The sequence below is a fragment of the Nesterenkonia sp. Act20 genome (assembly GCF_019173455.1).
Lineage (GTDB): Bacteria > Actinomycetota > Actinomycetes > Actinomycetales > Micrococcaceae > Nesterenkonia.
The window spans coordinates 163242-189381 of record NZ_JADPQH010000001.1 but is presented as its reverse complement, the minus strand read 5'-3'; the positions used below and the strand labels follow the sequence as shown (position 1 = coordinate 189381).

The 26140-nt window shown below is 64.6% G+C and carries 21 protein-coding genes; 7 read left to right on the top strand and 14 right to left on the bottom strand.

What is annotated here, in order from left to right; genetic code table 11:
* Positions 1-199: 199 nt before the first annotated feature.
* From IY716_RS00860 to ffh, 11 genes are all read right to left on the bottom strand, one after another.
* On the bottom strand, positions 200-1801 hold the full coding sequence (locus tag IY716_RS00860; protein WP_218219785.1) for a YifB family Mg chelatase-like AAA ATPase: 1602 nt from the start codon (positions 1799-1801) through the stop codon (positions 200-202).
* Entirely contained in the window at positions 1801-2181 is a 381-nt protein-coding gene (locus IY716_RS00855; RefSeq protein ID WP_218219784.1) for a YraN family protein, read from the bottom strand. The genes IY716_RS00860 and IY716_RS00855 overlap by 1 nt, the downstream gene beginning before the upstream one ends.
* Before the next feature lie 146 nt (positions 2182-2327).
* Positions 2328-2996 (bottom strand): ribonuclease HII, encoded by a 669-nt coding sequence (locus IY716_RS00850; RefSeq protein ID WP_218219783.1) that lies wholly within the window; start codon positions 2994-2996, stop codon positions 2328-2330.
* Positions 2997-2999: 3 nt separating this feature from the next.
* Entirely contained in the window at positions 3000-3779 is a 780-nt protein-coding gene (gene lepB, locus IY716_RS00845) for a signal peptidase I (protein ID WP_218219782.1), read from the bottom strand.
* Positions 3718-4425, bottom strand: a complete 708-nt coding sequence (lepB, locus tag IY716_RS00840) for a signal peptidase I (protein ID WP_218219781.1) — start codon at positions 4423-4425, stop codon at positions 3718-3720. The genes lepB (IY716_RS00845) and lepB (IY716_RS00840) overlap by 62 nt, the downstream gene beginning before the upstream one ends.
* Positions 4426-4472: 47 nt before the next feature.
* Positions 4473-4868: a 50S ribosomal protein L19 gene (rplS, locus tag IY716_RS00835; protein WP_218219780.1), complete on the bottom strand. Its 396-nt coding sequence runs from the start codon at positions 4866-4868 to the stop codon at positions 4473-4475.
* 207 nt (positions 4869-5075) lie between these two features.
* Positions 5076-5828 carry a tRNA (guanosine(37)-N1)-methyltransferase TrmD gene (gene trmD / locus IY716_RS00830; protein ID WP_218219779.1) on the bottom strand — a complete coding sequence of 251 codons (753 nt, stop codon included), beginning with the start codon at positions 5826-5828 and terminating at the stop codon, positions 5076-5078.
* Between the two features lie 12 nt (positions 5829-5840).
* The gene (gene rimM / locus IY716_RS00825; RefSeq protein WP_218219778.1) at positions 5841-6425 is read right to left on the bottom strand and encodes a ribosome maturation factor RimM; all 585 of its coding nucleotides are present in this window, start codon (positions 6423-6425) and stop codon (positions 5841-5843) included.
* Between the two features lie 19 nt (positions 6426-6444).
* Positions 6445-6687, bottom strand: a complete 243-nt coding sequence (locus tag IY716_RS00820; protein WP_036476533.1) for an RNA-binding protein — start codon at positions 6685-6687, stop codon at positions 6445-6447.
* 14 nt (positions 6688-6701) lie between these two features.
* Positions 6702-7124 (bottom strand): 30S ribosomal protein S16, encoded by a 423-nt coding sequence (rpsP, locus tag IY716_RS00815; protein WP_218219777.1) that lies wholly within the window; start codon positions 7122-7124, stop codon positions 6702-6704.
* A 214-nt stretch (positions 7125-7338) separates the two neighbouring features.
* Complete coding sequence (gene ffh / locus IY716_RS00810) at positions 7339-8943, bottom strand: signal recognition particle protein (protein WP_218219776.1); 1605 nt, start codon at positions 8941-8943, stop codon at positions 7339-7341.
* 97 nt (positions 8944-9040) lie between these two features.
* Here ffh and IY716_RS13925 point away from each other — a divergent pair, with 97 nt between their 5' ends.
* Positions 9041-11944 (top strand): glycosyltransferase, encoded by a 2904-nt coding sequence (locus tag IY716_RS13925; RefSeq protein WP_218219775.1) that lies wholly within the window; start codon positions 9041-9043, stop codon positions 11942-11944.
* Here the strand turns inward: IY716_RS13925 and IY716_RS00800 are convergent.
* On the bottom strand, positions 11937-14126 hold the full coding sequence (locus tag IY716_RS00800) for an acyltransferase family protein (RefSeq protein ID WP_218219774.1): 2190 nt from the start codon (positions 14124-14126) through the stop codon (positions 11937-11939). The genes IY716_RS13925 and IY716_RS00800 overlap by 8 nt on opposite strands.
* A gap of 247 nt (positions 14127-14373) precedes the next feature.
* Here IY716_RS00800 and wecC point away from each other — a divergent pair, with 247 nt between their 5' ends.
* From wecC to IY716_RS00780, 4 genes are all read left to right on the top strand, one after another.
* Positions 14374-15606, top strand: a complete 1233-nt coding sequence (wecC, locus tag IY716_RS00795; RefSeq protein WP_218221321.1) for a UDP-N-acetyl-D-mannosamine dehydrogenase — start codon at positions 14374-14376, stop codon at positions 15604-15606.
* Positions 15607-15713: 107 nt separating this feature from the next.
* Positions 15714-16127, top strand: a complete 414-nt coding sequence (locus IY716_RS00790; RefSeq protein WP_218219773.1) for a hypothetical protein — start codon at positions 15714-15716, stop codon at positions 16125-16127.
* On the top strand, positions 16124-18781 hold the full coding sequence (locus tag IY716_RS13920; RefSeq protein ID WP_218219772.1) for a glycosyltransferase family 2 protein: 2658 nt from the start codon (positions 16124-16126) through the stop codon (positions 18779-18781). Before IY716_RS00790 ends, IY716_RS13920 begins: the two co-directional genes overlap by 4 nt.
* 107 nt (positions 18782-18888) lie before the next feature.
* Complete coding sequence (locus tag IY716_RS00780; RefSeq protein WP_218219771.1) at positions 18889-20121, top strand: ATP-grasp fold amidoligase family protein; 1233 nt, start codon at positions 18889-18891, stop codon at positions 20119-20121.
* A gap of 34 nt (positions 20122-20155) precedes the next feature.
* Here the strand turns inward: IY716_RS00780 and IY716_RS00775 are convergent, their stop codons facing one another.
* A complete protein-coding gene (locus tag IY716_RS00775; RefSeq protein WP_218219770.1) occupies positions 20156-22321 on the bottom strand; it encodes an acyltransferase family protein in 2166 nt (721 codons plus the stop codon).
* A gap of 186 nt (positions 22322-22507) precedes the next feature.
* Between IY716_RS00775 and ftsY the strand changes: the two genes are divergently transcribed.
* Positions 22508-23707, top strand: a complete 1200-nt coding sequence (gene ftsY / locus IY716_RS00770; protein WP_218219769.1) for a signal recognition particle-docking protein FtsY — start codon at positions 22508-22510, stop codon at positions 23705-23707.
* A 20-nt stretch (positions 23708-23727) separates the two neighbouring features.
* On the opposite strand, the gene IY716_RS00765 is transcribed toward ftsY, so the two are convergent.
* On the bottom strand, positions 23728-24444 hold the full coding sequence (locus tag IY716_RS00765) for a FadR/GntR family transcriptional regulator (protein WP_218219768.1): 717 nt from the start codon (positions 24442-24444) through the stop codon (positions 23728-23730).
* Between the two features lie 238 nt (positions 24445-24682).
* On the opposite strand from IY716_RS00765, the gene eat reads away from it, so the two are divergent.
* Positions 24683-26116 carry an ethanolamine permease gene (gene eat, locus IY716_RS00760; RefSeq protein ID WP_218219767.1) on the top strand — a complete coding sequence of 478 codons (1434 nt, stop codon included), beginning with the start codon at positions 24683-24685 and terminating at the stop codon, positions 26114-26116.
* Positions 26117-26140: the final 24 nt, after the last annotated feature.

Here is a 26140-nt window from a genome sequence, read left to right as displayed (position 1 = left end):
GCAGATCGCCGGGTTCGATGAGTCGGCAGAGCTCCGCCCGGACACGACGGAGCTCTGCGCTCGGGGCCGCTGTCGTGGCGGGGGTCTGGGTGGGGGTCTGGGTGGGGGCTTGTGCGGGGGTCGTGGGAATTGAATCTGCCTGGGTCATGGAAGCTCCTGGGATGCGATGGGTTGAGTTCCTGCTGCGCGTGGGATCGGTTCACCGCCGGTCCTCGCTCTGCCTCAGCTGCAGGGCTGCGTCCACCTCGTCCGCCCCCGGACTGGTCGTGGTGAGAAGATCCGAGATGGTCCAGGCCAGTCGCAGCACCCTGACGTATCCCCGCAGTGAGATCGAGGCGCGATCCAGAGCGGCGTCGATATGAGTGGTCGCCGCGGCGGGCAGGCGCAGGCCTCCGGTGAGAAGCTGCATGGAGGCCTCGGAGTTGGTCGCGATCCCCCAGGGGGCCAGGCGTCGTCGTTGCAGATCCCGCGCCGCCAGCACGCGAGTCCGAACCTCCGCTGAGGACTCACCAGGAGGACCCAGCGCGTCGGCCGCGGAACGCGGACGATCCACCTGGATCTGCAGATCGATCCGATCCAGCAGCGGACCCGAGAGCCTGCCCATATAGTTGCGCCTCTGTGCCACCGAGCATCGGCACCGGGAGCCTGACCCGACATTGAGACCACACGGGCAGGGATTCGCCGCCAGCACCAGCTGGAAACGCGCCGGGTAGGTCACACTGCCCGCCGCGCGGTGGAGCGAGATCTGCCCGGTCTCCAAGGGCTGCCGGAGCGCGTCCAGAGCGTGTCGTGGGAATTCTGGGGCCTCATCGAGGAACAGCACTCCCCGGTGAGCCCGGGTCACCGCACCCGGGCGTGCGATGCGGGCACCGCCGCCCACGATCGCGGCCATCGAGGCGCTGTGATGCGGCGCCTGGAACGGCGGCACCCGACGCAGCTGCGTGACTGCATGAGGCTCCGCCGCGATGGACTCGATCGCCGTGGCCTCCATAGCCGCGTGATCATCCAGCGGAGGGAGGATGCCGGCGATGCGTTCGGCGAGCATGGTCTTGCCGGCACCAGGAGCTCCGATGAGCAGGAGATGGTGCCCGCCGGCGGCCGCAAGTTCCAGCGCGAAGCGCGCCTCCTGCTGTCCATGGACGTCCGCAAGGTCGGGCGCGCTGACCGCAGAGGCGTGTGAGCCGTGGGCCGAAAAGGTGCTGGCTCCCACCTGTGTCGACACCGATTCCGCAGGCACCCGATCCGTGGACCAACGATCCAACCTGGGAACGTCTCGAAGCTGACTCCTCAGTGACCCGGTGGCGAACGCAGCCGCCACCTGACCGACATGGGACCCGGACAGGACCGTCATGTCCGGCACCAGCGCCGCCTCCTGGGCATTCTGTTCGGCCACGACCACAGTCCCGGCTCCGGCAGCCTGTGCAGCTGCCACCGCGGGCAACACGCCCCGTACAGGCCTGAGCCGACCGTCCAAACCCAGTTCAGCCAGGAAGACGGTCCTTTCGGTTCCTGTCACCTTGCCATCGGCCGCCCAGGCGCTCATCAAGATGGCCAGGTCCAGCACTGAACCTGACTTGGGGAGCGAGGCCGGAAGCAGATTCACAGTGAGCCGCCGAGCAGGAAGTTCGATGCCGCTGTTCTTCGCAGCCGAGCGGATCCGGTCCTGACTCTCACGCAGCGAGGCATCCGGCAGTCCCAGCAGGATGAAGGCCGGAAGAGACTGGCCGATATCGGCTTCCACCTCGATGAGCCGCCCATCCATGCCCACGAGGACCACTCCCCGAGCGCGGCCCATGCCCATCAGTGCACATCCTTGAGGTGCTCGAGTCCACGCAGCAGGTGTTCGCCCGCGTGGGGAGTCGATGCGCTGCTCAGCAGCACGGCGACGACGTCCACGCGTCGCGGCGTGCCCAGACAGTGCATCTCGGCGCAGTAGTCCAGCAGCAGTCGGTGCACGCGCGCGAGTTTGAGGGGATTCACCGCTTCGAGGGGGTGTCCGTAGCCGGTGCCGCGGCGGGTCTTGACCTCCACGGCTACAAGCTGCTCGCCGTCGCGGGTGATCAGGTCCAGCTCCCCGCGAGCATTCCGCCACCGACGTTCGAGTATCTGATGCCCGTGGGTGCACAGGTACTCCGCCGCGATGTCCTCACCCACCTGTCCGGTGATGTCCTTGCTCCGCATCGGCGCTCCTCTCCTGGAGCTCCAGCATGGACACGCAAGACGGTGAGGAGATGGATCTCAGTGCATCTGTGGAAGATGGCCGAGGATCCTCGGAGGGTGCTCGGATCTGGGGAAAACTCGAGCGCCGCGTCGAGGACAGATGCGACTCACACGCCGAGGTTCCAGCTCAGCCGGTGCTGCGGCGTGACCCCGAGCTCGGTGAGCGCGGTCCGATGACCCTGGGAGCCATATCCCCGATTTGAGTCCCAGCCGTACCCAGGGTGCTCGGCTGCCAGGCGCTCCATCAGTCGGTCACGCTCCACCTTGGCCAGAACTGAGGCGCAGGCGACCGAGAGCGCCTTTATGTCGGCTTTGATCATGGTCTGCACGCGTGGAGAGGCGCCGTGAGTCAGCCAGTCGTGAGCGCCGTCGAGGATGACGGCGTCCAATGCGACGCCGAGCTGCACCTCGACCGCATTGAGCCCCGCGAGACCGGCGGCGCGCAGCGCTCCGTTGATCCCCAGTGTGTCGATCTCTCGGGGATGGCGATGCTGCACGCTGTAGGCTGCCACGTGGTCACAGATGGTGGGGTGCCAGCGTTTTCGCGCCGCAGCGGTGAGCAGCTTGGAGTCTCGAACTCCGTCCAGCTGGGCGCAGACGCCGGTGCTTCGCGGAGTGTCTGCGAAGGTCGGGTGCGTCAGATCCAGGACGACCACGCCGATGCTCACGGGCCCGGCAAGTGCCCCGCGCCCGACCTCGTCGATCCCCGCGATGTAGCGCACGCCGCGCTGAGCCGCGATGGCAAGCTCCGGGAGCAGGGTGGCGTTCTCAGGCATCGATCACGGTGCAGGCACGGAGTCGAAGGGCTCTCGTTGCGATCCTCCGTCGCCGAAGTTGTCGAAGGGCCAGATCACAGCGGTAGAGCGGCCGACCACGTTCTCCAGCTCGACGGCGCCCCTGTTGGGGTCGTCCATATGGGAGCGAGAGTCGGCGGAGTTTCCGCGGTGGTCGCCCAGCACCCAGATGCTGTCCTCGGGCACCGTGACGGAGAACTCGACCTCGCTGGGAGCATCGCCGGCGAAGATATAGGGCTCATCGATGGGTTCACCATTGACCATGACGCGGCCCTGGTCGTCACAGCACTCGACCTCATCGCCACCGACGCCGATCACTCGTTTGACCACGAAGTGCGACGAGGTGTCTGGGAGCAGGCCGACGAAGGTCATAGCATCCTGAAAGGCGTTGGTCTCGACGTCTGCGGAGGCGCCCCAGGACTTCTCGGTGTCCTCGAAGACGACCACGTCTCCGCGTTCCACGTCCAGGATCTCCGGTGCGAGCAGGTTGACGATGATCCGGTCATCGACCTCGAGGGTGGACTCCATCGATTCCGAGGGGATGTAGAAGGCACGGAAGAGGAAGGTCTTGACCACGAAGGAGATCACCAGCGCGAAGACGAGGATCGTGGCGACCTCGATCAGGAAGGCCGCGGCCGGGTGGCGGGGCGGGCGCCGTCGTCGTCGGTCTCGTCGACTTGCGGGCAGCGGGGCGGAGGAATCCTCATTGCTGCTGATAGCTGACCTCCTGGAGTTCTCGTCGTTCGTCCCAGGGCCAGAAGACACCGGAGACGCGGCCCAGGATGCGGTCCTCGCTGATCATACCTCCGCCGGGGGCACCCAACAGCGCTCGCGAATCGATGGACTCTGCGCGGTTGTCCCCCATCACCCAGACCCGACCCGGGGGCACCACGGCCTCGAAGCTCAGCTCAGAGGCGGGATTCGCCGCGTCGACCTCACGGCCCAGGTAGGGCTCAGTGAGCGGCTCCGCATTCAGCGTGAGTCTGCCGGAGTCATCACAGCAGGAGATCGCGTCCCCGCCCACGCCCAGGACCCGTTTGACGTAGGTGGCCGGCGGGGCGGACAGACCGAACCAGTGGCCGATGCGCGAACCGAGCTGACTCAGCGTCGAACTGCTGCCCTCGTAGGGGGTGAATGAGCCTTCGCCGTCGAAGACGATCACGTCTCCACGCTGGACCCCTTGCTCGCCGGGGTAGTCCTTCTCCACCAGGATTCGCTGGGAGTCCTCCAGCGTCGGCGCCATGGAGACCTGCGAGACCGTGTAGATGTCCACCACCGCGATCCGCAGCCCGGTCGCGATCATCACTGCGAGCACCACCGTGGCCACCACCGTCACCCAGGGTCGCAGACGTCGAGAACCCCGTGCCGACGAGTCAGACTCGTCCTGCGCGGGGTTCTCGTCGATATTCATCTTCAGATGCGAGCCGTCAGTGAAGAAGGCCGAAGCTGATCAGCGGATCAGGCCTCGGTGACTTCCTCGACCTTTTCACCCTGCTGGCGGGCGATGGTGGACTCACGCTTCTCGGGGATGCGTGCAGCCTTACCATGACGATCACGCATGTAGTACAGCTTGGCGCGGCGCACGTCACCGCGGGCGGAGACCTCGATCTTCTCGGTCACCGGGGAGTGCACCGGGAAGGTACGCTCCACGCCGACGCCGAAAGAGACCTTGCGGACCGTGAAGGTCTCGCCGATGCCGTAGCCCTGGCGGCCGAGCACGTAGCCCTTGAAGACCTGAACACGAGTGTTCTTGCCCTCGATGATGTTCACGTGCACGCTGACGGTGTCGCCGGGGCCGAACTCCGGGATGTCAGTGCGCAGGTTTGCTGAATCGACGATGTCGAGCTTATGCATATGTTTCTCCTTGGACGACTGCCACAGGTCACTCGCCCTGGTTGCGACCTCTTGAGCGGTCAGCGCGCAAGGCGCCGAGCACGCCGGGTTCCGGCGCAGGTCAAAGCGTGAGCTACCGGAGAGAGACGATTTCCCCTCCGGCGGCCTGTCTGTTGACGGACATCCCCTATGGCAGATGCAGCCGCCCAGCAGGCACGGTGGTCAATTCTATGTCAGATTCCGCTCCTGTGCGACCACATGCTTGGCCCACAGGTCGGGGCGGATCTTGCGCGTGCGCAGATCCTGCTGCGCCGAGCGCCAGTCACGGATCTTGGCGTGGTCTCCGGAGAGCAGAATCTCAGGCACATCGATCCCGCGCCAGCGCGCGGGCTTGGTGTAGACCGGATACTCGAGGAGACCGTCAGCATGGGACTCCTCCGCCAGCGACTCGGGGTTTCCGATGACACCCGGGATGAGCCGCGTGATCGCCTCCACCATCACGACGACGGCGGACTCGCCGCCGTTGAGCACGTAGTCACCGATGGACATCGGTCGCAGCTCGAAGTGTTCCTGCGCCCAGTCCAGCAGGCGGTGATCGATTCCCTCGAAGCGGGCCGGCGCGAAGACGAGATGCTCCGCGTCGGCGAGCTGCTCGGCGGTGCGCTGGGTGAACAGCTCCCCCGCCGGCGTGGGCACGATCAGAAGAGGCCGCGGTGGCGCTGTTCGATCTCCGGCCGCGGGGGCCATGGGGCGCTCCGACAGCACGTGCTCCAGGGCCAGCGCCCACGGTTCAGGCTTCATGACCATCCCGGCACCACCGCCGGTGGGGGTGTCGTCCACGCTGCGGTGCTTGTCGAAGCTGAAATCACGGAGCTGGTGTCGATGAATCTGCACGAGATCCTCACGCTGGGCCTTGCCGATCAGCGAGAGATCCAGGACATCGAAGAACTCAGGAAATATCGAGATGAGGTCGATCCGCATGATTCGAGACTCTCAGAAGAGGCCGGGCGGCGGGTTCAGCACGATGCGCTGGTTCTCCACGTCCACCTCGGGAACGATCTCCTCGACGAAGGGCACCATGACCTCTTCGCCGGAGACTGCAGTGACGACCAGCAGGTCCTGGGCGGCGCCGGTGATGAGCTCCTTGAGCGTTCCGAGTGCTTCGCCCTCGGTGCTCCGGCAGCTGAATCCAGCCAGCTCGTGGCTGTACCAGCCGTCTTCCTCGGGCTCGTCCTCCATCGGGACCTCGACGTAGAGGGTCGATCCGCGCAGCGCCTCGGCGCCATTGCGGTCGGTGACCTCTCGGAAGTCCAGAAGACACACGCTCTTGTTCCAGCGCTGTCGAGTGACGGTGAGCAGTGTGGTGAAGCGGTCGGTGGTCTCGTCTCCGGCGATCCGGATGAGCACCGAGCCTGGGGCGAGCCGGCGTTCCGGCTCGTCGGTGAAGAGCTGGACGGTGACCTCGCCGCGGATGCCGTGGGGCTTGCCGATGCGAGCGACCCGCAGGCGCTCTGCCGAATCTGGCAGTGCCTGCGGGTCGGTCTCGAATGCCTTCTGGCCTTCAGCGCCAGCAGTCATGGGGTGATCCTCGTATCCGTCAGCGGCTGCGGTCGGTATCGACCACGTCCACACGGACGTCGCCCCCACCGGGGAGGGCTGAGACCACGGTGCGCAGTGCCTTTGCGGTCCGGCCGGCCCGGCCGATGACTCGGCCGAGGTCGTCCGGGTGAACCCGAACCTGCAGGACGTCGTAACGACGCCCGCCTTTGCGGCGGACATCGACGTCGTCCGGTGCATCCACGATGCCGCGGACCAGGTGTTCGAGCGCGTCACTCAGCACTGCATCTCCCATGATTACTCTGCGTTCTCCTGGGAAGCGGACTCGGCCGGAGCTTCAGTCGCCTCTTCTGCGGGAGCCTCGGCCGGAGCCTTGGACTTCTCCTGGATGACTGAACCCTTGGACGGAGCGACAAACTCCTCCTTGGCGGCCTTGGTGCGCAGAGTTCCCTCGGCGCCGTCAAGGCCCTTGTGCTTCTGCCAGTCACCCGTGATCTTCAGCAGCGCCTGGACCTGCTCGGTGGGCTGCGCGCCCACGGAGAGCCAGTACTGGGCCCGCTCAGAATCGATCTCGATGAGCGAAGGCTCCTCGAGGGGGTTGTACTTGCCGATCTGCTCGATTGCGGCGCCATCTCGCTTGGTGCGGGAATCGGCGACGACAACGCGGTAGAACGGTGCACGGATCTTGCCCATGCGCTTCAGACGAATTTTAACTGCCACTTGAGTGGTCCACTCCTGTTTCTTGTTTCAGGGGCGCGGTCAGGCATCAGGCTGCGTGGGGACGTGCTGCACAGTCGATGCGACCACTTCAGAACATTGTCCCTACGGCGGGTGTAGAGGGTGCCCACCGTCGAACAAAGTACCTGCTCATTGTGCCAGAGATCCACCGAAGTAGCGATCTCGTCGACTCACCCGGTCGCATGGCATCTGAAGATCAGCGCAGGTACTTCTCGAACCCCTTGGGCAGGCTCAGGTCCTCTGGGTTGAGGTCCTTCGATCCGGCTCCGAAGCTGGAGCCGTCCATGCGCTTGGCGGCACCCTGCTGTCGCTTGAGCTCGGCCTCGCGGGCCTCCTGCGCGGCCTTGGCAGGATTCCCGGACTTCTTCTTCGGCTTCGCCTGCTGCTTGCGCTTCTTGGAGGCTCCTCCACCAGCACCCATCCCGGGCATGCCTCCCATTCCCGGCATACCTCCACCGCCGGGCATCGAGGGCATTCCGCCGCCGCCAGCCATCTTCTTCATCATCTTCTGGGCCTGCGTGAAGCGTTCCAGCAACTGGTTGACCTCGGAGACATGGACTCCGGAGCCCTTCGCGATGCGGGCCCGGCGCGATCCGTTGATCACCTTGGGGACATTGCGCTCGTAGGGAGTCATCGAATAGATGATCGCTTCCACGCGGCCGATCGAGGACTCGTCGAACTGGTCGAGCTGCTGGCGCATCGCCTGGGCGCCGGGCATCATGCCCAGCAGCTTCTTCATCGAGCCCATCTTCTTGAGCTGCTGCATCTGCCCGAGGAAGTCGTCGAGCGTGAAATCTTCCTGGTCGGCGAACTTCTTGGCCATCTTCTCGGCCTCGCCGCGGTCCCAGTTCGCCTCGGCCTGCTCGACCAGCGAGAGGATGTCGCCCATGTCGAGGATGCGGCGCGCCATCCGGTCCGGGTGGAAGACCTCGAAGTCCTTGAGGCCCTCGCCGGTCGAGGCATACATCACCGGCTTGCCGGTGACGGAGGCGACCGAGAGTGCCGCACCGCCGCGGGCATCACCGTCGAGCTTGGTGAGCACCACACCGGTGAAGTCGACGCCCTCGTTGAAGGCCTGCGCGGTCGTGACGGCATCCTGACCGATCATGGAGTCGATCACGAAGAGCGTTTCGTGCGCCCCGACAGCGGACTTGATGTCCGCTGCCTGGCGCATGAGCTCTTCGTCGACACCGAGTCGGCCCGCGGTGTCGATGATCAGCACATCATGCAGCTTGTTCCGAGCCTCAGTCAGGCCGTCGGTGGCAACCTTGACTGGATCACCGGTGGCGGACTCGGTCTCGGAGGACACTCCAGGGTGGGGGGCGAACACCGGAACACCGGCTCGCTGACCGCCGATCTGCAGCTGCTTGACCGCATTGGGCCGCTGGAGGTCACAGGCCACCAGCATCGGGGTGTGCCCCTGGCCCTTCAGATGGTGGGCAAGCTTGCCCGCCAGAGTGGTCTTGCCCGCACCCTGGAGGCCCGCGAGCATGATGACCGTGGGCGGCTGCTTGGCCAGGGCCAGCTCACGTGTCTGACCTCCGAGGATCCCGACGAGCTCCTCGTTGACGATCTTGACCACCTGCTGGCCCGGGTTCAGCGCCTGGGCGACCTCGGCGCCGAGTGCACGCGCCTTGACCTTGGCGATGAACTCGCGCACCACGGGCACTGCGACATCGGCGTCGAGCAGCGCCCGCCGTATCTCCCGGGCGGTGCCGTCGATATCGGCCTCGGACAGCCGCCCTTTGCCGCGAAGATTCTTGAAAGTGGCGCTCAGGCGATCGGAGAGGGAGTTGAACACGTCAGGTAGGTCCCTTGGGTCGTTGGTGGTGTCTGCTCGGTCAGGCGCGAAGTGCGCCCACTGCGCAGTGGATGTACCGAGGCTCTAGAGTATCAATGTGCGATGGATAGACCTTCACCCCAGTGCCAGCTCGTCCGATGTCGACGAATCCAGCGCGGCATCGGGCGATGAGGGGTCAGACATTCTCAGCGCGGCCTTCGCCACGCATCGGGCGGCCCTGAACGCCACCGAAGAAGCTCACCGTGCGGCGGCTCGCGTTTGGCAGGCCACAGACACGACTTCTCTGGCCACCGTCCTGCGAAATCAGGCCGCCGCGGTCCATCTGACGCGCGCCGACTCCTACATGGGGAAGTCCCGACTGCTCCAGGTTGCTCCAGGGACGAGTTCGCGCCGCGATGTTCCTCCGACAGTCCAGGCTCTGGAGCAGGTCGCCCCCGAGGGTGGAAGTGCCCCGGGGTTCATGGGCTCTCCACGGCGGGTCCTGGAACAGGCGCTCCAGGCAACGGCCAGACTGACCGCTGGGGAGGCTGGTGTTTCACGTCCCCCTCTCCCGGTGCGTGTCGGCCTGATCGTCGGCGCAACGCTTGAAGCCGGTTTCCACGGTGCAGCGGAAGTCGTGTCCATCACCGCGGCGAACTGGGCCGAGAACCTGGAGGAGCTCGATCTCCTGATCATCGGTTCAGAGACGACAGTGCCCCTTGAGACCCTGGCAGATGTCATCGTTCCCGCATTCCGCGAGCGTTCCGTCCCGACTGTTTTCTTCTCCACTGCCGCGGCAGTGGATCTGGAAGCGCACTTCGACGTTGCTGAAGCCTGCGACCGCATCCTCGCCGTGGACCAGCGAACGGCGGAAGCCTATAAAGAGATGCTCCGAGACCCCTCCGCGGTCGACGCCGTGCGAGTGCCCGTGAGTTCTTTGTTGCACTCCCCCGTGGGAACACGCCCAGCACGCACCGATACGGTCGTCTTCTTCGGTCTCGATGAGTCCACCAACACCCGTCCGCTCTCCGCGGCGGAGACGGTCACGCCCTTGTTCGACGGGGCGCTGGCCTCCGGCCGACCAGTGGCGTTCCTCCAGCCCGGCTCCGCCGAAGAACTCCCGGCCGGCACGTGGTCCGTGCCCAGCGACTATGCGCCCTGGACAGTCTTTCCGCGTGAGGTGGAGCAGCTCGCGACGCGCGACGACCTCTGCCGGCTGCAGCGGGGCGCAGATGTGGGCATCGCCGTCAATCAGGTCGTCGGATCACAGACGCTTCTCGACTCTCAGGTGCTGCAGCTTCAGGCCTCGGGGACCATAGTCCTCTCCAGCTACAACCAAGGCGTGAACTCGTACTACCCGAACGTCCACATCGCGAACTCTGCGGAAGACGTCGCCAAAACCCTGCAGTACCTGGACACGGAGGAGCTGCGCCGGATCCAGGGCGACGGCATCCGCACGGTCTTTGCCCGGCACCACGGCACCGACGTGCTGTCGTCGATATGCGACACCGTAGGAATCGACGTCCCTGATGTGCCAGAGCGGGTCCTCGTGGTCGCTGAAGAGCTCACCGAGGATCTCGCCGCCGACATGCGAGACCAGACCCTCGCGCCGATAGGTATGACGACCTGGTCCGATCTGCACAGGTGGCAGCCCGCCACCGCGACGACCCCCGGGGACTACGACATCCTCCTTCCCGTGGGACCTTCTCGGCGCTATTCGCCCTTCTATGCAGAGGACCATGTCGCCGCCTTCCGCTATCAGGGGACCCCGGTCACCAGCAAGCTGGAAGGTCCAGTCGAGGAGACCGACGAACTCGCTCACCAGGTGGGCCCACGGGGTGAGAATCTCGAGCTGACCGCATGGTGGCGCCCCCGCGCTGAGATCCTCGGAACGCCCGAGGTGCTCACCAGCGTCCTGCGCGAGCGGTCGGTCTATGCGATCGACCACCTGGGTCATCGTCAGAAGGACGCTCGACGGACACTAGACCCAGAGGTCGGCTCGAACTTCGAGGAGTCGAAGCGGGAGTTCCGACGCACGGCCGAGTCTCTGGAACTTGAGCTCGCCGTCGTCGTGCCCATCTACAACAACGGAGATCACCTCAGACACAAGGCCTTTGCCTCCCTGCGCCGCTCCGAGATGTTTGACCGGATGCATATCCTGCTCATCAACGACGGCTCCACCGACCCCTCGACGCTGGACACCATCGAAGAGCTGGCCCACCGGCATCCCAACGTCTCGGCCTTCCACCACGCGGCGGGCGGTTCCGGCTCCGCCTCGCGGCCGCGCAACACCGGCCTGGCGCTGAGCTTCACGGAGTTCGTCACCTACCTCGATCCTGATGACGAGGAGCTCGACGACGGGTACATGGAGCTGCTTGAAGCGCTTCGCGACCAGCCGCGGGCGGACTTTTCGCTGGGCACGATGGCGGTCTGGACACATCGCTACACGGTCTTCGACTACCACGCATGGTTCCAGCCAGGAGTGGACCATCACGAGGGACTGAACCGGCCTCGCCCAGACACCTTGCGAACACTGAACTTCCGCCCCGCCTCCATCGAAGCGCTCGTGGCGCGGACGGAATGGCTCAAGAGACTCGGGCTCGTCCAGCCTGTCGGCGCCGTCGGGCAGGACACGTACTTCTTCCAGCAGCTGATGTACTACGCCACGGCCTACGTGCCGGTGTACCGCCCCGTCTACACCTATTACGGAGCCGTAGACACCTCGATCGTGAACGTGGTCTCACCGAAGTACTTCCGCAAGTACCTGATCCTCGAGACGGCTCGCGCCGACTGGCTTCGCGAGGTCGGACTGCTCGAGGCGTATAAGGAGCAGCGCTTCGAGGCATTCTTCGTCTCGTGGTACCTGGAGAAGTTCGAGAAGGTCCAGGCGGAGCAGCGCGAGGAAGCGGTGGAGATTCTGCACGAGATCGCGAATGCCTACGGCTCCCACGAGTGGACAAGCCCGCGAGCCCGAGCGTTTTTCAACGAGCACCCGGAAGGGCCCCGACCCCAGCTCAGTTGAGGATGGCCTCCTCCATACGGTCCGCCAGCTCCGGCGTCACCGAGCGCACGAAGTTGTCTGAGACATGGCTGTTGTCGCGGTAGGTGATAGCACCCCCGAGCACGGCGTAGCAGGTGTCCCCTTCGCAGAGCAGGTCCTCGGTGGGAACGAAGTGGTAGTCCTGGGACTCGTCGAACACCTTCTCCGACTGGGTCAGCCACCGAGGGCCCACTCGAGTGTCTTCGAGGTCGTCGTTGCACGCCGACAGATCATCTTCGTTGAGAGCGACGCACTCTGGGAGAGTCTCTTCCTCATTGCGTTCCTGGTTCATGCGAGGCGTCTCTCCGAACACGACCACCTCCTTATCCGCCTCCAGCCAGAACTCGATGGGGGTCATCATGCTGCGCCCCTCATCGTTGAGGTCCAGCTCAGTCTCTGGCAGCTCGACGTCGATGTCCGGCCCGTCGAAGCCACCGGTGACCTGACTGGCCGCAATCACGACGGTTTCGACATCTTCATCACCCGCGACACGCTCGAGGATCTCCAGGTTCGCCTCGCCGCACGGATCGTCCGATTCGTCGTAGGTGCTGGCTCGCGGGGTGCAGCTCGACCGAGTGAGCACGAGAAGACGCTTGCCGTTGTCCTGGGCGATCTCATCGAGTGCGGGAAGCCACATCGTGGCATGTGAGTCTCCGAAGACTGCCACGGTCCCGTCGGACTCAGCCTCTTCGGCCCCGAGCCAACACTCCGGGACGCCTTCGTCCTCTGCCTCCGCCTGACACCCCGGATAGGGCGACTCTTGGGACTGCATCGCGACATCGGCCGCGGAAGGAACGAGGCCCTGCGTCCCCTCAAATGGGTCGCCGCACTGATCCGGGTTCGCCAAGGCGCGGTAACCGTAGCAGGGATGGTCCTCGGTCATGTCCGACGCCACGAACTCCTGCTCCACATGCTCCACCGAGTAGTACGCGATGCCGACCACAAGCGCCATCCCCGCGACGGCGGCGGTCATAGTCCGCCAGGGCGGCTTCAGGAACGCAGCTCGCCTGAGCGGGGCCTCGAAGAATCTCGTGGTGAGCGCGGAGAGAAGGACGACGCCGAGGATCAACATCACCTTGATGTACCAGTCCCGAGCGGCCTCACTGATGTAGGGCGAGAAGATCACGACCGGCCAGTGCCAGAGATAGATGGCGTAGGACCAGTTACCGATCGCCGTGGCGGGGCGCAGCGACAGCCACCAGTGGATTCCCGCGCCCGGCCCCTTACCGCCGCACGCCATCAGCAGCGTAGCCCCCACTGTGGGGAGCAGCGCCGCCCACCCGGGAAAGGGGGTCAGCGCGCTGTAGAAGTACGCGGCGGAGAGGATCATCGTGAAGCCGATCCAGCCGAGAAGGTTCGCCCATCGGCCAGTGAACTGGCTGGGACCGAGGACCAACGCCAGGACGGCCCCCAACGCGAACTCCCAGATTCTGGTGGGTGTGATGAAGTATGCCTGGGCGGCCGCATCGGCGGTGTAGTAGATCGAGAATCCCAGTGAGACGATGCCGAGCACCCCGATCACCCACAAGAACAGCGTGCGCACCTGGACTCTGGGCTGTGCGTTCGCGTTGCGGGCGAGCCGGCGGCGGTGAGCGAACATCGCGGTCGCAAGCACAATGGCTAGCAGCACCGGCCACAACACGTAGAACTGCTCCTCCACGGACAGGGACCAGAAGTGTTGCACGGCAGTGGCCTGTTCGTCCGCCTTGGAATAATCGATGGCGTCTTCGGCGAGGATCCAGTTCTGCACGTACAGCGCCGAAGCCATGATCTGTCTCCGCGTTCCCTGCCACTCGGTGCTGGGAAGCACTATGACGGAAGCCACTGCAGTGAGTCCTAGCACCAGGAGACTCAGCGGCAGGAGCCGTCGGATCCTCCGCGCCCAAAACTGCGCGAGCCTGATCTTTCCGGTCCGGTTCGCCTCCTTGAACAGGTGGGCAGTGATCAAGTAGCCGGAGATCACGAAGAAGACGTCTACGCCGACGTACCCACCGGTAAGGACATCAGGCCAGAAGTGATAGACCACCACGAGGAGAACAGCCAACGCACGCAGACCCTGGATCTCGGGCTGATACCTCCCACTGCGGGAGGTACGGACGCCGGCCTCAGGCATGGATGCCGCTGAGGCAGACGAGCCCTGCGGTGTTTCGGTGCGTGTGGACATAGGCAGTTCATTTTTCCTTGGACGCCGGAATACAACCGCTCCAAGATAACGGCGATTCCTGGGAATCACCGCATACATACGAAGCACAGAGGGGCCGGCACAGAGAGGTGACAACTGGTTCCAAGGTATCGTCTGCTGGACCGTCACTCGCTGCGCAATGGTCCGACGTGGTGCTCCGACACAGGCCCTGGGCTAGACTCGCCTGCTGTCAGACCCTTTGCGCCGTCGAAGAAAGCGAACAGCCTTGATCAGCAAATCCTCAACAGTCGGTGTCATCGGTCTCGGCTACATCGGCCTGCCCACCGCAGCCATCCTCGCAGATCACGGCGTGAAGACCATCGGCATGGACGTCTCCGAACGCAACGTCGCGGCCGTGAACAAGGGCGAGGTCCCCTTCGTGGAACCCGGTCTGCGCGAAGTCCTTGAACGCGCTGTGAACAGCGGCACCCTCACCGCCACCACGCAGACCCCGGTTGCGGACGCCTATATCGTCGCGGTGCCGACCCCGTTCACCGACACCCATTCGGCAGACCTGTCCTACATCGAGGCTGCCGCCGATGGGATCGCCGCGAAGCTCACCGGCGGAGAACTGATCATCCTGGAATCCACCTCACCTCCAGGTGCCACCGAGCACATGGCCGCCCGGATCCTCGCAGCCCGCCCCGACCTCACGGCCGAGGACATCCTGGTCGCGCACTGCCCCGAACGGGTGCTCCCGGGCAAGATCATGGACGAGATGATCACCAACGACCGGATCATCGGCGGACTGACCCGCGAAGCCGCCGAGGCCGCCCGTGACCTCTACTCAGCGTTCTGCACAGGCGAGTTCCTGCTCACCGACGCTCGGACCGCGGAGATGGCGAAACTCACCGAGAACAGCTTCCGCGATGTCAACATCGCCTTCGCCAACGAGCTCTCCGTGATCAGCCACAAGCTGGGCATCGACGTGTGGGAGCTCATCGAGCTGGCGAATCACCATCCCCGGGTGAACATCTTGCAGCCGGGCCCCGGGGTGGGCGGACACTGCATCGCGGTAGACCCGTGGTTCATCGTCGACGCCGCCCCGGATCAGGCCAATCTGATCCGCACCGCACGTCAGACCAACGACGCCAAGCCCGAATGGGTGTTGGGCCGTATCGAACAGGCACTCGAAGCCGCCGGTGAATCACCCACGGTGGCTCTGCTGGGGCTCGCGTTCAAGGCCAACATCGATGACCTCCGCGAATCTCCTTCGCTGCGGATCGCGGAGAAGCTCGCCCAGCGCGCCCCGGACGCGAAGATCCTGGCGGTAGAGCCCCATGTCGAAGAGCTCCCACGCGCCCTGCAGGGCTTCAGCAATGTCACCCTGACCGGACTGGACCAGGCCCTTGGGCAGGCGGATGTGGTCGTGCTGCTGGTGGACCACGACGCGTTCAAAGCCGTTCCCTCCTCCCAGTTGGGCAGTGCAACCGTCATCGACACTCGTGGGATCTGGCGCTGAACTCGCAACAGTGACCTGGTCCGCCGCGGATCACGCCGGATACACTCCACTCAAGCGCGGACGCGGGGCCTGCGCGTGAACTCACATCTACGTCATCGAGGAGTTTGATGAACACCGACTCAGAGACTGGACGGCCGGGCGCTGGCCCCGAGCGCAGCAGCAGTCCGATCGAGGAAGCGCCCCTGTCTCCTGAACAGGTGGTCGTGGCCCTGTTGCGTCAACAGGAAAGTCTGCTCTCGGAGTTGAGCTGGGCCTACGAGCAGCTGGAGCGCTCGCAAGAGCAGGAACTCGTCGAGATCAAGTCGAGGGTGAACCAGCTTGAGCGTCAGGTGTCCAAGACTGGGGGCGGCCGTTTCCTGCCCGCCACCCTAGCCGGTGAGGCGCCCTCGGGATTGATCGCGGTGACGCGCAGGCGCCTCGAGTTCAGCATTCGCAATCCTCGCAAAGCACTGAAGCTCGCAGAACGGCGACTACGACGTCAGTCAGACGCTCCCGCACTCGAGGCCGGCCGCGCTACGTGAATCAACGATGGCGAGCGGCGCGGTTCGACAGACGGTCCCAGATATCTGCGGGGCGAGAGGCGCTGGAGGAGCTTCTCTCCGCGGACGATCCGCTGACGCTCCTTCAGGACCAGCTTCCCCTCGACGCCTTGGGCATGCCATGCACGTCTCCGTTTCGCGGCGGACATCTGGGTCCGGCGAAGCTGGAGCAGGAGCTGGCGGGGGCGCTCAATAGTCTGCCTCCGCTTGAGAATGGCATCTCACAGGAGGCGCTGCCCGTCAGCGTCGGCGTCTTCGGCGACGACTCGCTGGTACAGGCCTTCCAGGGTGCCGCCGCCATGTCCGCTATCGATCCGCTTGATTGGGAAGCCGGGGTCGCGGAGTCACAGGTCATCATGCTCGGGACAGAGAGCCCGGATTTCCCCCAGAGCCAGCGCGATGTCCTCAGTGCCGCACGCGAACGCAGCATTCCCCTGGTCTTTGTGGACCTTGGGGCCACCACCCCAAGATCTGACCAGGTGAGCCTGGCCGGACGATGTGACCACATCTTCGCCATCTCGGAAGAGAACGCTGAGCGGTACCGGGACGCTACCCGACGGGGTGTCTCGGTCGACGTCATTCCCATTCCGGTCAACCCGTTGGTTCGGTCGCCGCTCGGATCCCAGGGATCGACTCGTCCCCTCGTCACGTACTTCGAAGCGGACCACGCGGAGTTCCCGGTGGATGTCGCAGAGAGCATCGAGTGGATCCTCGACGGGGTCGCCGCATCCGGTTCGGACCTGATCCTCAGTCGAGGGCGCGGCACGGTGCGACCCTTCCCCGTGCGGCATTGGCCGTATGTGCAGGAATGGGCTTCTTCTCGCCGCGCGGAACTGGATCGGTTGAGTGATGTCGGTGTCGTCGCCCACGTGGTCGGTGGCTCCCAGTCCGCATTCTCCACTCGGGCCCTCGAGCTCCAGGCATCGGGGTCCATGGTGCTGTCCACCTACAACCAGGGAATCAACTCCTACTATCCGCATGTCCACATCGCGAACTCACGGGAAGACGTGGCCTCGATGCTGGAGCGACTGGAGATCAAGGACCTTCGGCGGAACCAAAGCGATGGAGTCCGCGAGGCCTTCATCAGCCACCACGCCTGTGAGGTCCTGCGCGGCATGCTTCGACAGGTCGGAGCCGCTGCGAGTCGCCCTACCGAACGGTTCTTAGCAGTCGCGGAGGAACCCGACGCGACGCTTCTCGAGGAGATGTCAGCCCAAAGTGCGGGGGCCGTAGAGACGGTGACATGGAAGGAGGCCGTCGCACGGCAGGGACAGTACGACGTGCTGCTTCCCGTCTCGGTGAGGCACCACTACTCCCCGACCTACCTCGCGGACCATCTCGCGGCTTTGAGCTACCAGTCCGCACCGGTGGTCGCCAAGCCTTCCAGCCCTCTGCGCGAGGGGCACGCCCACACGCACGCATACGCCGGCGAGCTGGCCCTGACGGCTTGGTGGCGACCGGACCCGTCCGCCGCCTACGACGCTCAGGCGATGCAGGCGAGACTCTCTTCAGCCCGCGTGTACGTCGCCGATGGTTTCGGACACCGGGCCCGCCATGAGGGGCGTCCTCGTCCCACACTGACCACACTCGCAGCAGGTGATGATTTCGCGGAGGTCTCGCGGGAGGTTGCCCGCACCGCTCAGCAGTGCGATCTCCAGTTGAGCGTGGTGGTCCCGATCTACAACAACGGACCACATCTGCGGCACAAGGCTTTCGCTTCTCTTCTCAGATCAAGCGCCTTCGAGAAGATGCATGTGCTGCTGGTCAGCGACGGATCCACTGATCCCCTCACCCTCTCCATCATCGAGGACCTCGTCGATGACTACCCCAATGTCTCGGCCTTCCACCACGCACAAGGCGGTTCGGGCTCCGCATCTCGACCCCGGAACACGGGTCTCGATCTCGCCCAGACAACCTACGTCACCTATCTCGACCCGGACAACGAGGCAATCGACAACGGCTATGCGAGGCTGTACGAAGAGATCCGGACGCAGCCCGACGTCGACTTCGTGCTCGGCAACATGTCCCAGTGGGCCAAACGCAGAAGCATGCTCCCCTATGCTGAGGTGCTCCAGAGCCTCTTCGCTGAGCACCTGGACTCCGCCGGCAACATCGAAGTCCCGCCACGCGCACTGGAAGCCCTTCGTTTCAGACCCATGGGCATCCAGACGGTGATCGCTCGCACGGCTTGGCTGAAATCACTGAACCTCACTCAGCCCGTCGGTGCAGTGGGGCAAGACTCTTATTTCTTCCAGCAGATGCTGCACTACGCCACATCCGTCAGGGCAGTCGACGTGGGTGTTCACACCTACTACATGGTCGTCAGCAACTCCACGGTGAACACACTCAATCCGAATTACTTCAGGAAATACCTTCCTTTGGACCGAGCTCGGGCCCAATGGCTCTCCGAGGTCGGCCTCTTGGACGCCTACAAGAAGGAACGTCTCGAACCTTTCCTGGTGTCCTGGCTGCTTCCCAAGCTCCGTCGGGTGCCGGACGACGAATGGTACGAAGCCGCCGAGAACCTGGCGGAGCTGCTGAACTGTTATGGCGACTACCGCTGGACGCAGCCCGCGGCAATAGACTTCTGGCACGATCTGAGAAGAGCAAGGCCACGGAGGGCCACTCCGAAGTGACCGGAGCGCGTGGGAGTGCCGCTCGGCGGCACGATCCAGCTGCCGACCGAACGAATGAGGACGAGTCGACCGGCCAAGAAGCCATCGACCGACACAGAAGGAGCTCCATGCCGCGGCTACCACGGGCCATGCACCGCAACCTGCCTGGGATCGGCTGGCGAGACCGAAAGATCAGCTTCTTGGAGTCTCGTCTGGAGCAGCTTCTCCAGACACGCGACTCCCTCGGAAGCAAGCTGGACCACACACGAGCGACGCTCGAGAAAGAGCGCACCGAGCACGCCCAGCAGCTCCATGCACATGCGACAGAGATCGCGACGCTCCGGAATGACATCGAAGACATCGCAAGCGCCAGTGGAGACGCTTCCGAAACAGGGGGCCTGGCACGGCCCTCGTTCGAAGAGAAGATGGCAGATTACCGGGCCGCGACGAACCTCGCGCGGGCGAACAAATGGCATTCGGCCAGCGCGATCGCGCAGATGAACTACAAGCTGCGCACGTACTCCCTGGCAGAGAGCCTGGGTGTCGACACTCCCAAGATCCACAGGGTCTGGAACTCAGCCGCGGAGATCAACCTCAACGAGATCGATGCTGAGAAGATCGTGCTCAAGGCAGACGGCGGTCACAGCGGCATCTCTGTCATTCCACTCAGACGCACCGACCACGGCTGGCAGACGCTGAACGGTGCAGAGCAGATGAGCGATGGGCGCCCGTCGGAAGAGGTCTTGAAGCAGCTCAAAAAGGGGCGCAGACCGTACTTCGCCGAGGAGTTTCTCGACAGTGATGCCGACTCTACGATCCCAGCCGATATCAAGGTGTACACAGCATATGGCCAGATACTTCATGTGCTCGTCATGCAGACCAGTGGCAAGGGGGTGGCCAACCGCAGCACCTTCAGCCGGAGGTACTTCGACGCGGCGGGGAACGACCTGGGAATGATCCTCCCGGTCGCCGTCTACGGCCCGGACATACCTGTACCGCGAGATTGGGATGATCTGCTCGCTTCAGCACGGAGGCTCTCCATCGCGTCGGGCATTCCGTTCGTGCGAGTAGACCTCTACGGGACGTCTCGAGGGCCGGTGCTGGGCGAGCTCACTGCGACCCCAGGCGGCAAGCAGCGGTACCGACTGCAGCACGACACGATGATGGGTAGGGCCTGCAACGAGGCCGAGGTTCGTCTCCAACGGGATATCGCGCGCGGGCGAACAGCTGGGACCCTCTATGGACACGACCCCTACACGTGGTGGTACCCCGATTCTGAGCGGGAAACACACCCATCGTCCTGGCACCGCCCGGCGGGCGATCCCGAAGAATGGTACACGCCCTCGCCGACGAGTCTGTGAGCCGACCCGGGCGGGGTGGCCTCACACCCCGTTGCTAACCCATGGCGGGCTGCAGCCGTTCCTTGACAGTCTCCGTGGTGGACCGGATGAAATTCTGGGAGAGGTGACTGTTGTCCCGGTAGGTGATGGCCCCTCCTAGGACCGCGTAGCAAGTGCCTTCCCGGCATACGAGGTCTTCCGTGGGAACGAAATGGTAGTTCTCCTCGGCCTCAAACACGTCTTCGGACCGGGTCAGCCACCGATCTCTCACGCGGGTGTCCTCCACCCGGTCGTTGCACGCTGAGAGCTCATCCTCATTGAGCGCCACGCACTCTGGAAGGGTTTCGTCCTCCCGGGTCTCATAGTTCATCCGTGGCACTTCGCCGAAGACCGCAACCTCTTTATCGGCTTCGAGCCAACGGACGATGGGCTCGTACATGGCAAGGGCGGTCTGATCGAGATCGAACTCCCCCGAGTCCAAGCCCAGGTCGCGCCCTGGGCCACCGAAGTCGGCATGGATCTGACTCCCCGCAATGACCACCGTCTCAATGCTGGGGTCTGCAGCCACCTGCTCGATGATCGCATCGTTCGCCTGCAGGCACTCACTGGAGTCTTCTGTCACGTCTCCGCCGCGGGGAGAGCACGCGGACCGGGTGAGGGCGAGCAGCCGTTTACCTTCTTCCTCAGCAACCTTGTCGAGCGCGGGCAGCCACATCGTGGCGTGCGAATCCCCGAAGACCGCGATCGTCCCTTCGGCTTGTGACTCTTCAGCGCCGAGCCAACATTCCTGCACACCTTCTTCGTCGGTGTCTGCCTGACACCCCGGAAACTCCTCCTGCTGGTTCTGTTCCGTCACCTCAGCAGGCGAAGGAGAGAGCCCACCCTCGCCCTCGAGAGGAGCCCCACACTCCGATGGATTCTCCAGAGCACGGTAGCCGTAGCACGCGCTGTCTTCGGAGAGCGTGGCGTCGTTCGTGCTGGTCTCCATCGATGAGACAGCCACCGTTCCCGTCACAATCACGATCACCATGCCGGAGGCCGCCGCCGCCATCGTTCTCCAGGTCGGCAGGAGAATCTTGGCGCGACGGATCGGTGTTTCGAAGAAACGAGTGCTCAAGGCAGAGAGCATGAACACCCCGATGATCAGCAGCACCTTGATGTACCAGTTCTGCGCCTGTTCACTGACGTAGGGCGAGAAGATCACCACGGGCCAATGCCACAGGTAGATGGCATAGGACCAGTCGCCGATGGCGGTTGCTGGCCTCAGTGAAAGCCACCAATGCACGCCAGTGACGGCGCCTTTGCCGCCGCAGACAAGGATCAGGACTGTCCCCACAGTAGGCACAAGTGCCGCCCAGCCCGGGAAGGGAGTGAGGTCCGTATAGAAGTAGGCCGAGCCTAGGATCAGGGCCAGTCCCAACCAGCCCAGGAGATTACCCCACGCCTGGGAGAACTGCCGTGAACCCAGCGCCAGAGCAGCGATGGCGCCCAGGGTGAACTCCCACATGCGGGTAGGTGTCACGAAGTACGCCTGAGCGGGGGCCGCGGAGGTGTAGTAGATGGAGAACGCGAGGGACAGCACCCCGAGCAGCCCGACAACCCCTAGGAAGGCTCGTCGAATCTGACCGGGCCCCGGCGCGACGGAGGAATTACGGCGGTGGCGAAGGGCCATCACCGCGAGGGTCACTGCAAGCAGGACCGGCCAGAGCACATAGAACTGCTCCTCCACCGACAGCGACCAGAAGTGCTGTACCGCAGTGGCGCGCTCGTCGGCCTTGGAGTACTCCACCGCATCCGCGGCGAGGATCCAGTTCTGCACGTAGAGGGTCGAGGCGATGATCTGTCGGAGGGTCCCCTGCCAGGCGGTGCTCGGGAGGATCAGCACCGCAGCGATGGCTGTCATGAGCAGCACGAGCAGACTCAGCGGCAGAAGACGTCGGATGCGCCGCGCCCAGAACTGGCCCAGCCGCACGCTCCCGGTCTTCACAGCTTCCTTGAAGAGGTGGGCGGTGATCAGGTAGCCGGAGATCACGAAGAAGACGTCGACGCCGACGTATCCACCGCTCAGGTGTTCAGGCCAGAAGTGGTAGGCCACCACGACCAGCACGGCCAGCGCCCTCAGTCCCTGAATCTCCGGCTGAAAGCGCGCTGCCACGTGGTTCTTCACACCAGGCACCGGGCGCCCCGACGGGGTCGCCGAGGCCGAGTCCATGGATGTCATAGCGAGTCAGCTTCCCCAGTCTGTTCAGGCGTCCGCAACCAGCGCCGGTCCATTCAACCTCATCTTCGGCCCTGCCCCCTGATGAAACGCCAGAACCAGGTGCAACGCAAAGCCAACGACATGGAGTGATCACTCAGTCTCTCGTGCACTGCCTGCAGAGCCGCAGGTCTGTGACAGACTGAGTCCGTGGATTTCGACGTTCTTATTCTCTTCATCGTTCTTGCTGTGGTCCTGCTCGGCACCCTGGGATTCTTCCTGGTGCAGGGCGGAAAGATCCTCCCCAAGGACAAGCGTGAGCAGTACCTCTCCCAGCGGGACCCAGATGACCTGCCCGGCGGGGGCGTGGACACACTCGAGGCCCCGCCCGAGGAAAGCCCCACCACCGACGCGCCCGAGTATGGCGACGGCGTGGACGTGGCACAGGAACCCACGGTCCTGGAGCCGACGGTCGAGACCCCCGAACCGGTGGCCACCAGGCTCGCTCGGCTGCGGGCCCGACTGGTCAAGTCGAACAACATCTTCGGACGCTCACTGCTGGCCCTGCTCTCCCGCGACGAGATCGATGAGGATGTCTGGGAGGAGATCGAAGAGATCCTGCTCATGGCCGACGTCGGCACCGAACCCGCCATGGAGCTGGTGGACCGCCTCCGTGAACGCGTCAAGGTCGAAGGCACCAAGGATGCCGTGCAGGTCAAGGCGATGCTCACCGAGGAGCTCCTCGCCCTGGTTGATCCCAGCCTGGACCGCCGGCTGACCGTGACCGCCGAGGGTCGCCCTGCGGTGATCATGGTGGTCGGAGTCAACGGAGTGGGAAAGACCACTACGATCGGCAAACTTGCACGCATGCTCGTCGCCGAGGACAAAGATGTCCTGCTCGGCGCGGCCGACACCTTCCGCGCCGCCGCAGCCGAGCAGCTCAGCACCTGGGGCCACCGGGTCGGGGTGCCCACAGTCAAGTCTGACGTCGAAGGCGCCGATCCAGCGTCGGTGGCCTACGAAGCAGTGGAGAAGGGCGTGGAAGTTGAGGCCGACGTCGTCATGATCGACACGGCTGGTCGTCTGCAGAACAAGGCCAACCTGATGAATGAGCTCGGCAAGGTCAAGCGGGTGGTGGAGAAGAAGTCCGAGGTGGATGAGGTCCTGCTCGTCCTGGATGCCACCGTGGGTCAGAATGGGCTCAATCAGGCCAAGGTCTTCGCCGAGGTCGTCAACATCACCGGCATCGTGCTCACCAAGCTCGACGGCACTGCCCGCGGCGGGATCGTCATCGCGATCCAGCGCCAGCTGGGGGTGCCGGTGAAGTTCATCGGACTCGGCGAGGGTCCCGATGATCTGGCACCCTTCGACGCTGAAGAGTTCGTCGCCGCCCTGCTCGAGGAACGCTGACCCAGCTCCTGCTGACCCATCTACTGAAGGAAACCGCGCAGCAGAGACGCCGTGCCTTCGAGGTGATCAGCCATCAGGGCCTTCGCCTGCTGCGCATCCCCGCGCAGAATCGCCTCGGTGATCTCCACGTGCTGTTCGTTGGAATGCTCGAGGTTCGCAGGCAGCAGCGGTATACCGTCCAGCAGCGCGTTGACTCGTGCCCGGGTGTCGGTCACCGCCGTGATCAGTGAGGCAGAGCCGCTCAGCTCCGCCACCGCGATATGGAACCGGGAGTCTCGGGCGCGGTAGCTGACGTGATCCGCGCTCTGCACATCAGCAAGACACCCCTGCAGGTGCTCCTTCGCCGAGACAGTACGGTCCGTCTGCGCGGCAAGCTCCGCCGCGGCCGGTTCGAGAACCGCACGAAAGACCAGCACATCGCTTCGCTGGAGCGGGCTCAGCTGCTCGATCCCCTGCGCCGCCGAGATGCGCGTCTCCAAGACATAGGTCCCGCCGTAGCGCCCTCGACGAACGTCGAGATAGCCTGCCTGCTGCAATTCTGCCAGGGCCTCCCGCAAGGTCGCGCGCGAGACCCCGAGATGCCCGGCCAGCTCGCGTTCGGCGGGCAGCTTCTGCCCCGGGGGGAAGAGCCCGACCCGAATCGCCTGAAGCAGGTGCTCGATCGTCTCTTCGAAGGTGTTGCCAGACCGTACCGGGCGCAGCACCGCATAGGGGTCTCCGAACTCTGCCGCCAGCATCTGGCCTCCTTGATTCTGACGAGGCTCAGCCGCGGTCCCTGTCTTGAGACCGACGAGCTGAGCGACTGAAGGTCACAGCCTACGGGTCGCGGTGGCCGCGCGTCCGCAGCCTCGGGCCACGGTGCACCGGCTATTGACGCCCCAGGGTTGAGGTGTCAGGATTCCGCACAACACCATGGACTGAAAACAGTCCATTGGAGGTGTTCTCGCCGGTTCGAATCCACAGGGGTGGACTGCCATGCCGCATGACAAGACCACAGCATCCGCCGCAGACTCCAGCTATCACGATCACCGACGACTCAAGGCCGGAGCAGCGGGGTGGGTTCTGCTGGCAGGCCTGGGCGTCTCGTATGTCATCTCCGGGGACTTCGCCGGGTGGAACATCGGTCTGGCCGAGGGCGGATGGGGCGGTCTGCTGATCGCCTTCGTGCTCATGGGGCTGATGTACACGTGTATGGTCTTCGGCCTCGCAGAGATGTCCTCCTCGCTGCCCACAGCGGGAGCCGGCTACGGCTTCGCCCGCCGCGCGCTCGGCCCACTCGGAGGATTCGCCACCGGTGTGGCGGTGCTCATCGAATACGCAGTGGCACCCGCCGCGATCGCCACCTTCATCGGCGGGTACATCGAGGCGCTGGGACTGTTCGGCATCACCAATTCCTGGCCGGTCTACCTGGTGACCTACGCGGTGTTCGTCGGCATCCACCTCTACGGGGTCGGTGAAGCCCTGCGACTGATGTTCGGCATCACCGTGGTCGCCGTACTGGCCCTGGTCGTCACCGTCATCGCCCTCGTCCCCCACTTCGACGCCGGCAACCTCTTCGACATCGTGCCGAACGACGCCGTGGGCGCCAGCGCCTTCCTCCCCATGGGGTACGCCGGCGCGATGGCCGCTCTCGTCTACGGCATCTGGTTCTTCCTGGCCATCGAAGGCGTGCCGCTGGCCGCCGAGGAGACCACAGACCCGAAGCGAGACATGCCCCGCGGCATCATCGTCGGGATGGCCATCCTGCTCGTCACCGGAGCCCTCATGCTGGTCCTGGTGCCGGGGGCCGCTGGTTCGGAAGCCATGAGCAGCTCAGACAACCCGCTGCCCGAGGCAATCCGGGCCGTCGCCGGATCTGGCAGCGTCGTGGCCAGCATCGTGAACTACGCCGGTCTCGCAGGACTGATCGCCAGCTTCTTCTCCATCATCTACGCCTATTCCCGGCAGCTCTTCGCCCTCTCCCGCGCGGGATATCTGCCCCGCTGGCTCTCGCTGACCGGCGACCGAAGAACCCCGTGGGTGGCACTGATCGTGCCGGGCACCATCGGCTTCGTGCTCGCGGCCGTGACCGGTGACGGCGGACTGCTGATCAACATCGCCGTCTTCGGCGCCACAGTGTCCTACGTGCTCCTCAACCTCTCCCACATCGTGCTGAGGTTCCGTGAACCAGATCTGCCCCGCGCCTACCGCACCCCAGGTGGAGTGGTCACCACCGGGATCGCCCTGGTGCTGGCCGTGGTCGCAGTGGTCGCGACCTTCCTGGTCGACGTGCTCGCAGCGTCGATCACCGCAGGAGTCTTCCTGCTCTTCCTCGCCTACTTCTGGTTCTACAGCCGTCACCACCTCGTCGCGAACGCTCCCGAGGAGGAGTTCGCGATGCTCGACGACGCCGACACCACGCTGCAGTGATCCAGCGTCCGCCTACTGTTCATG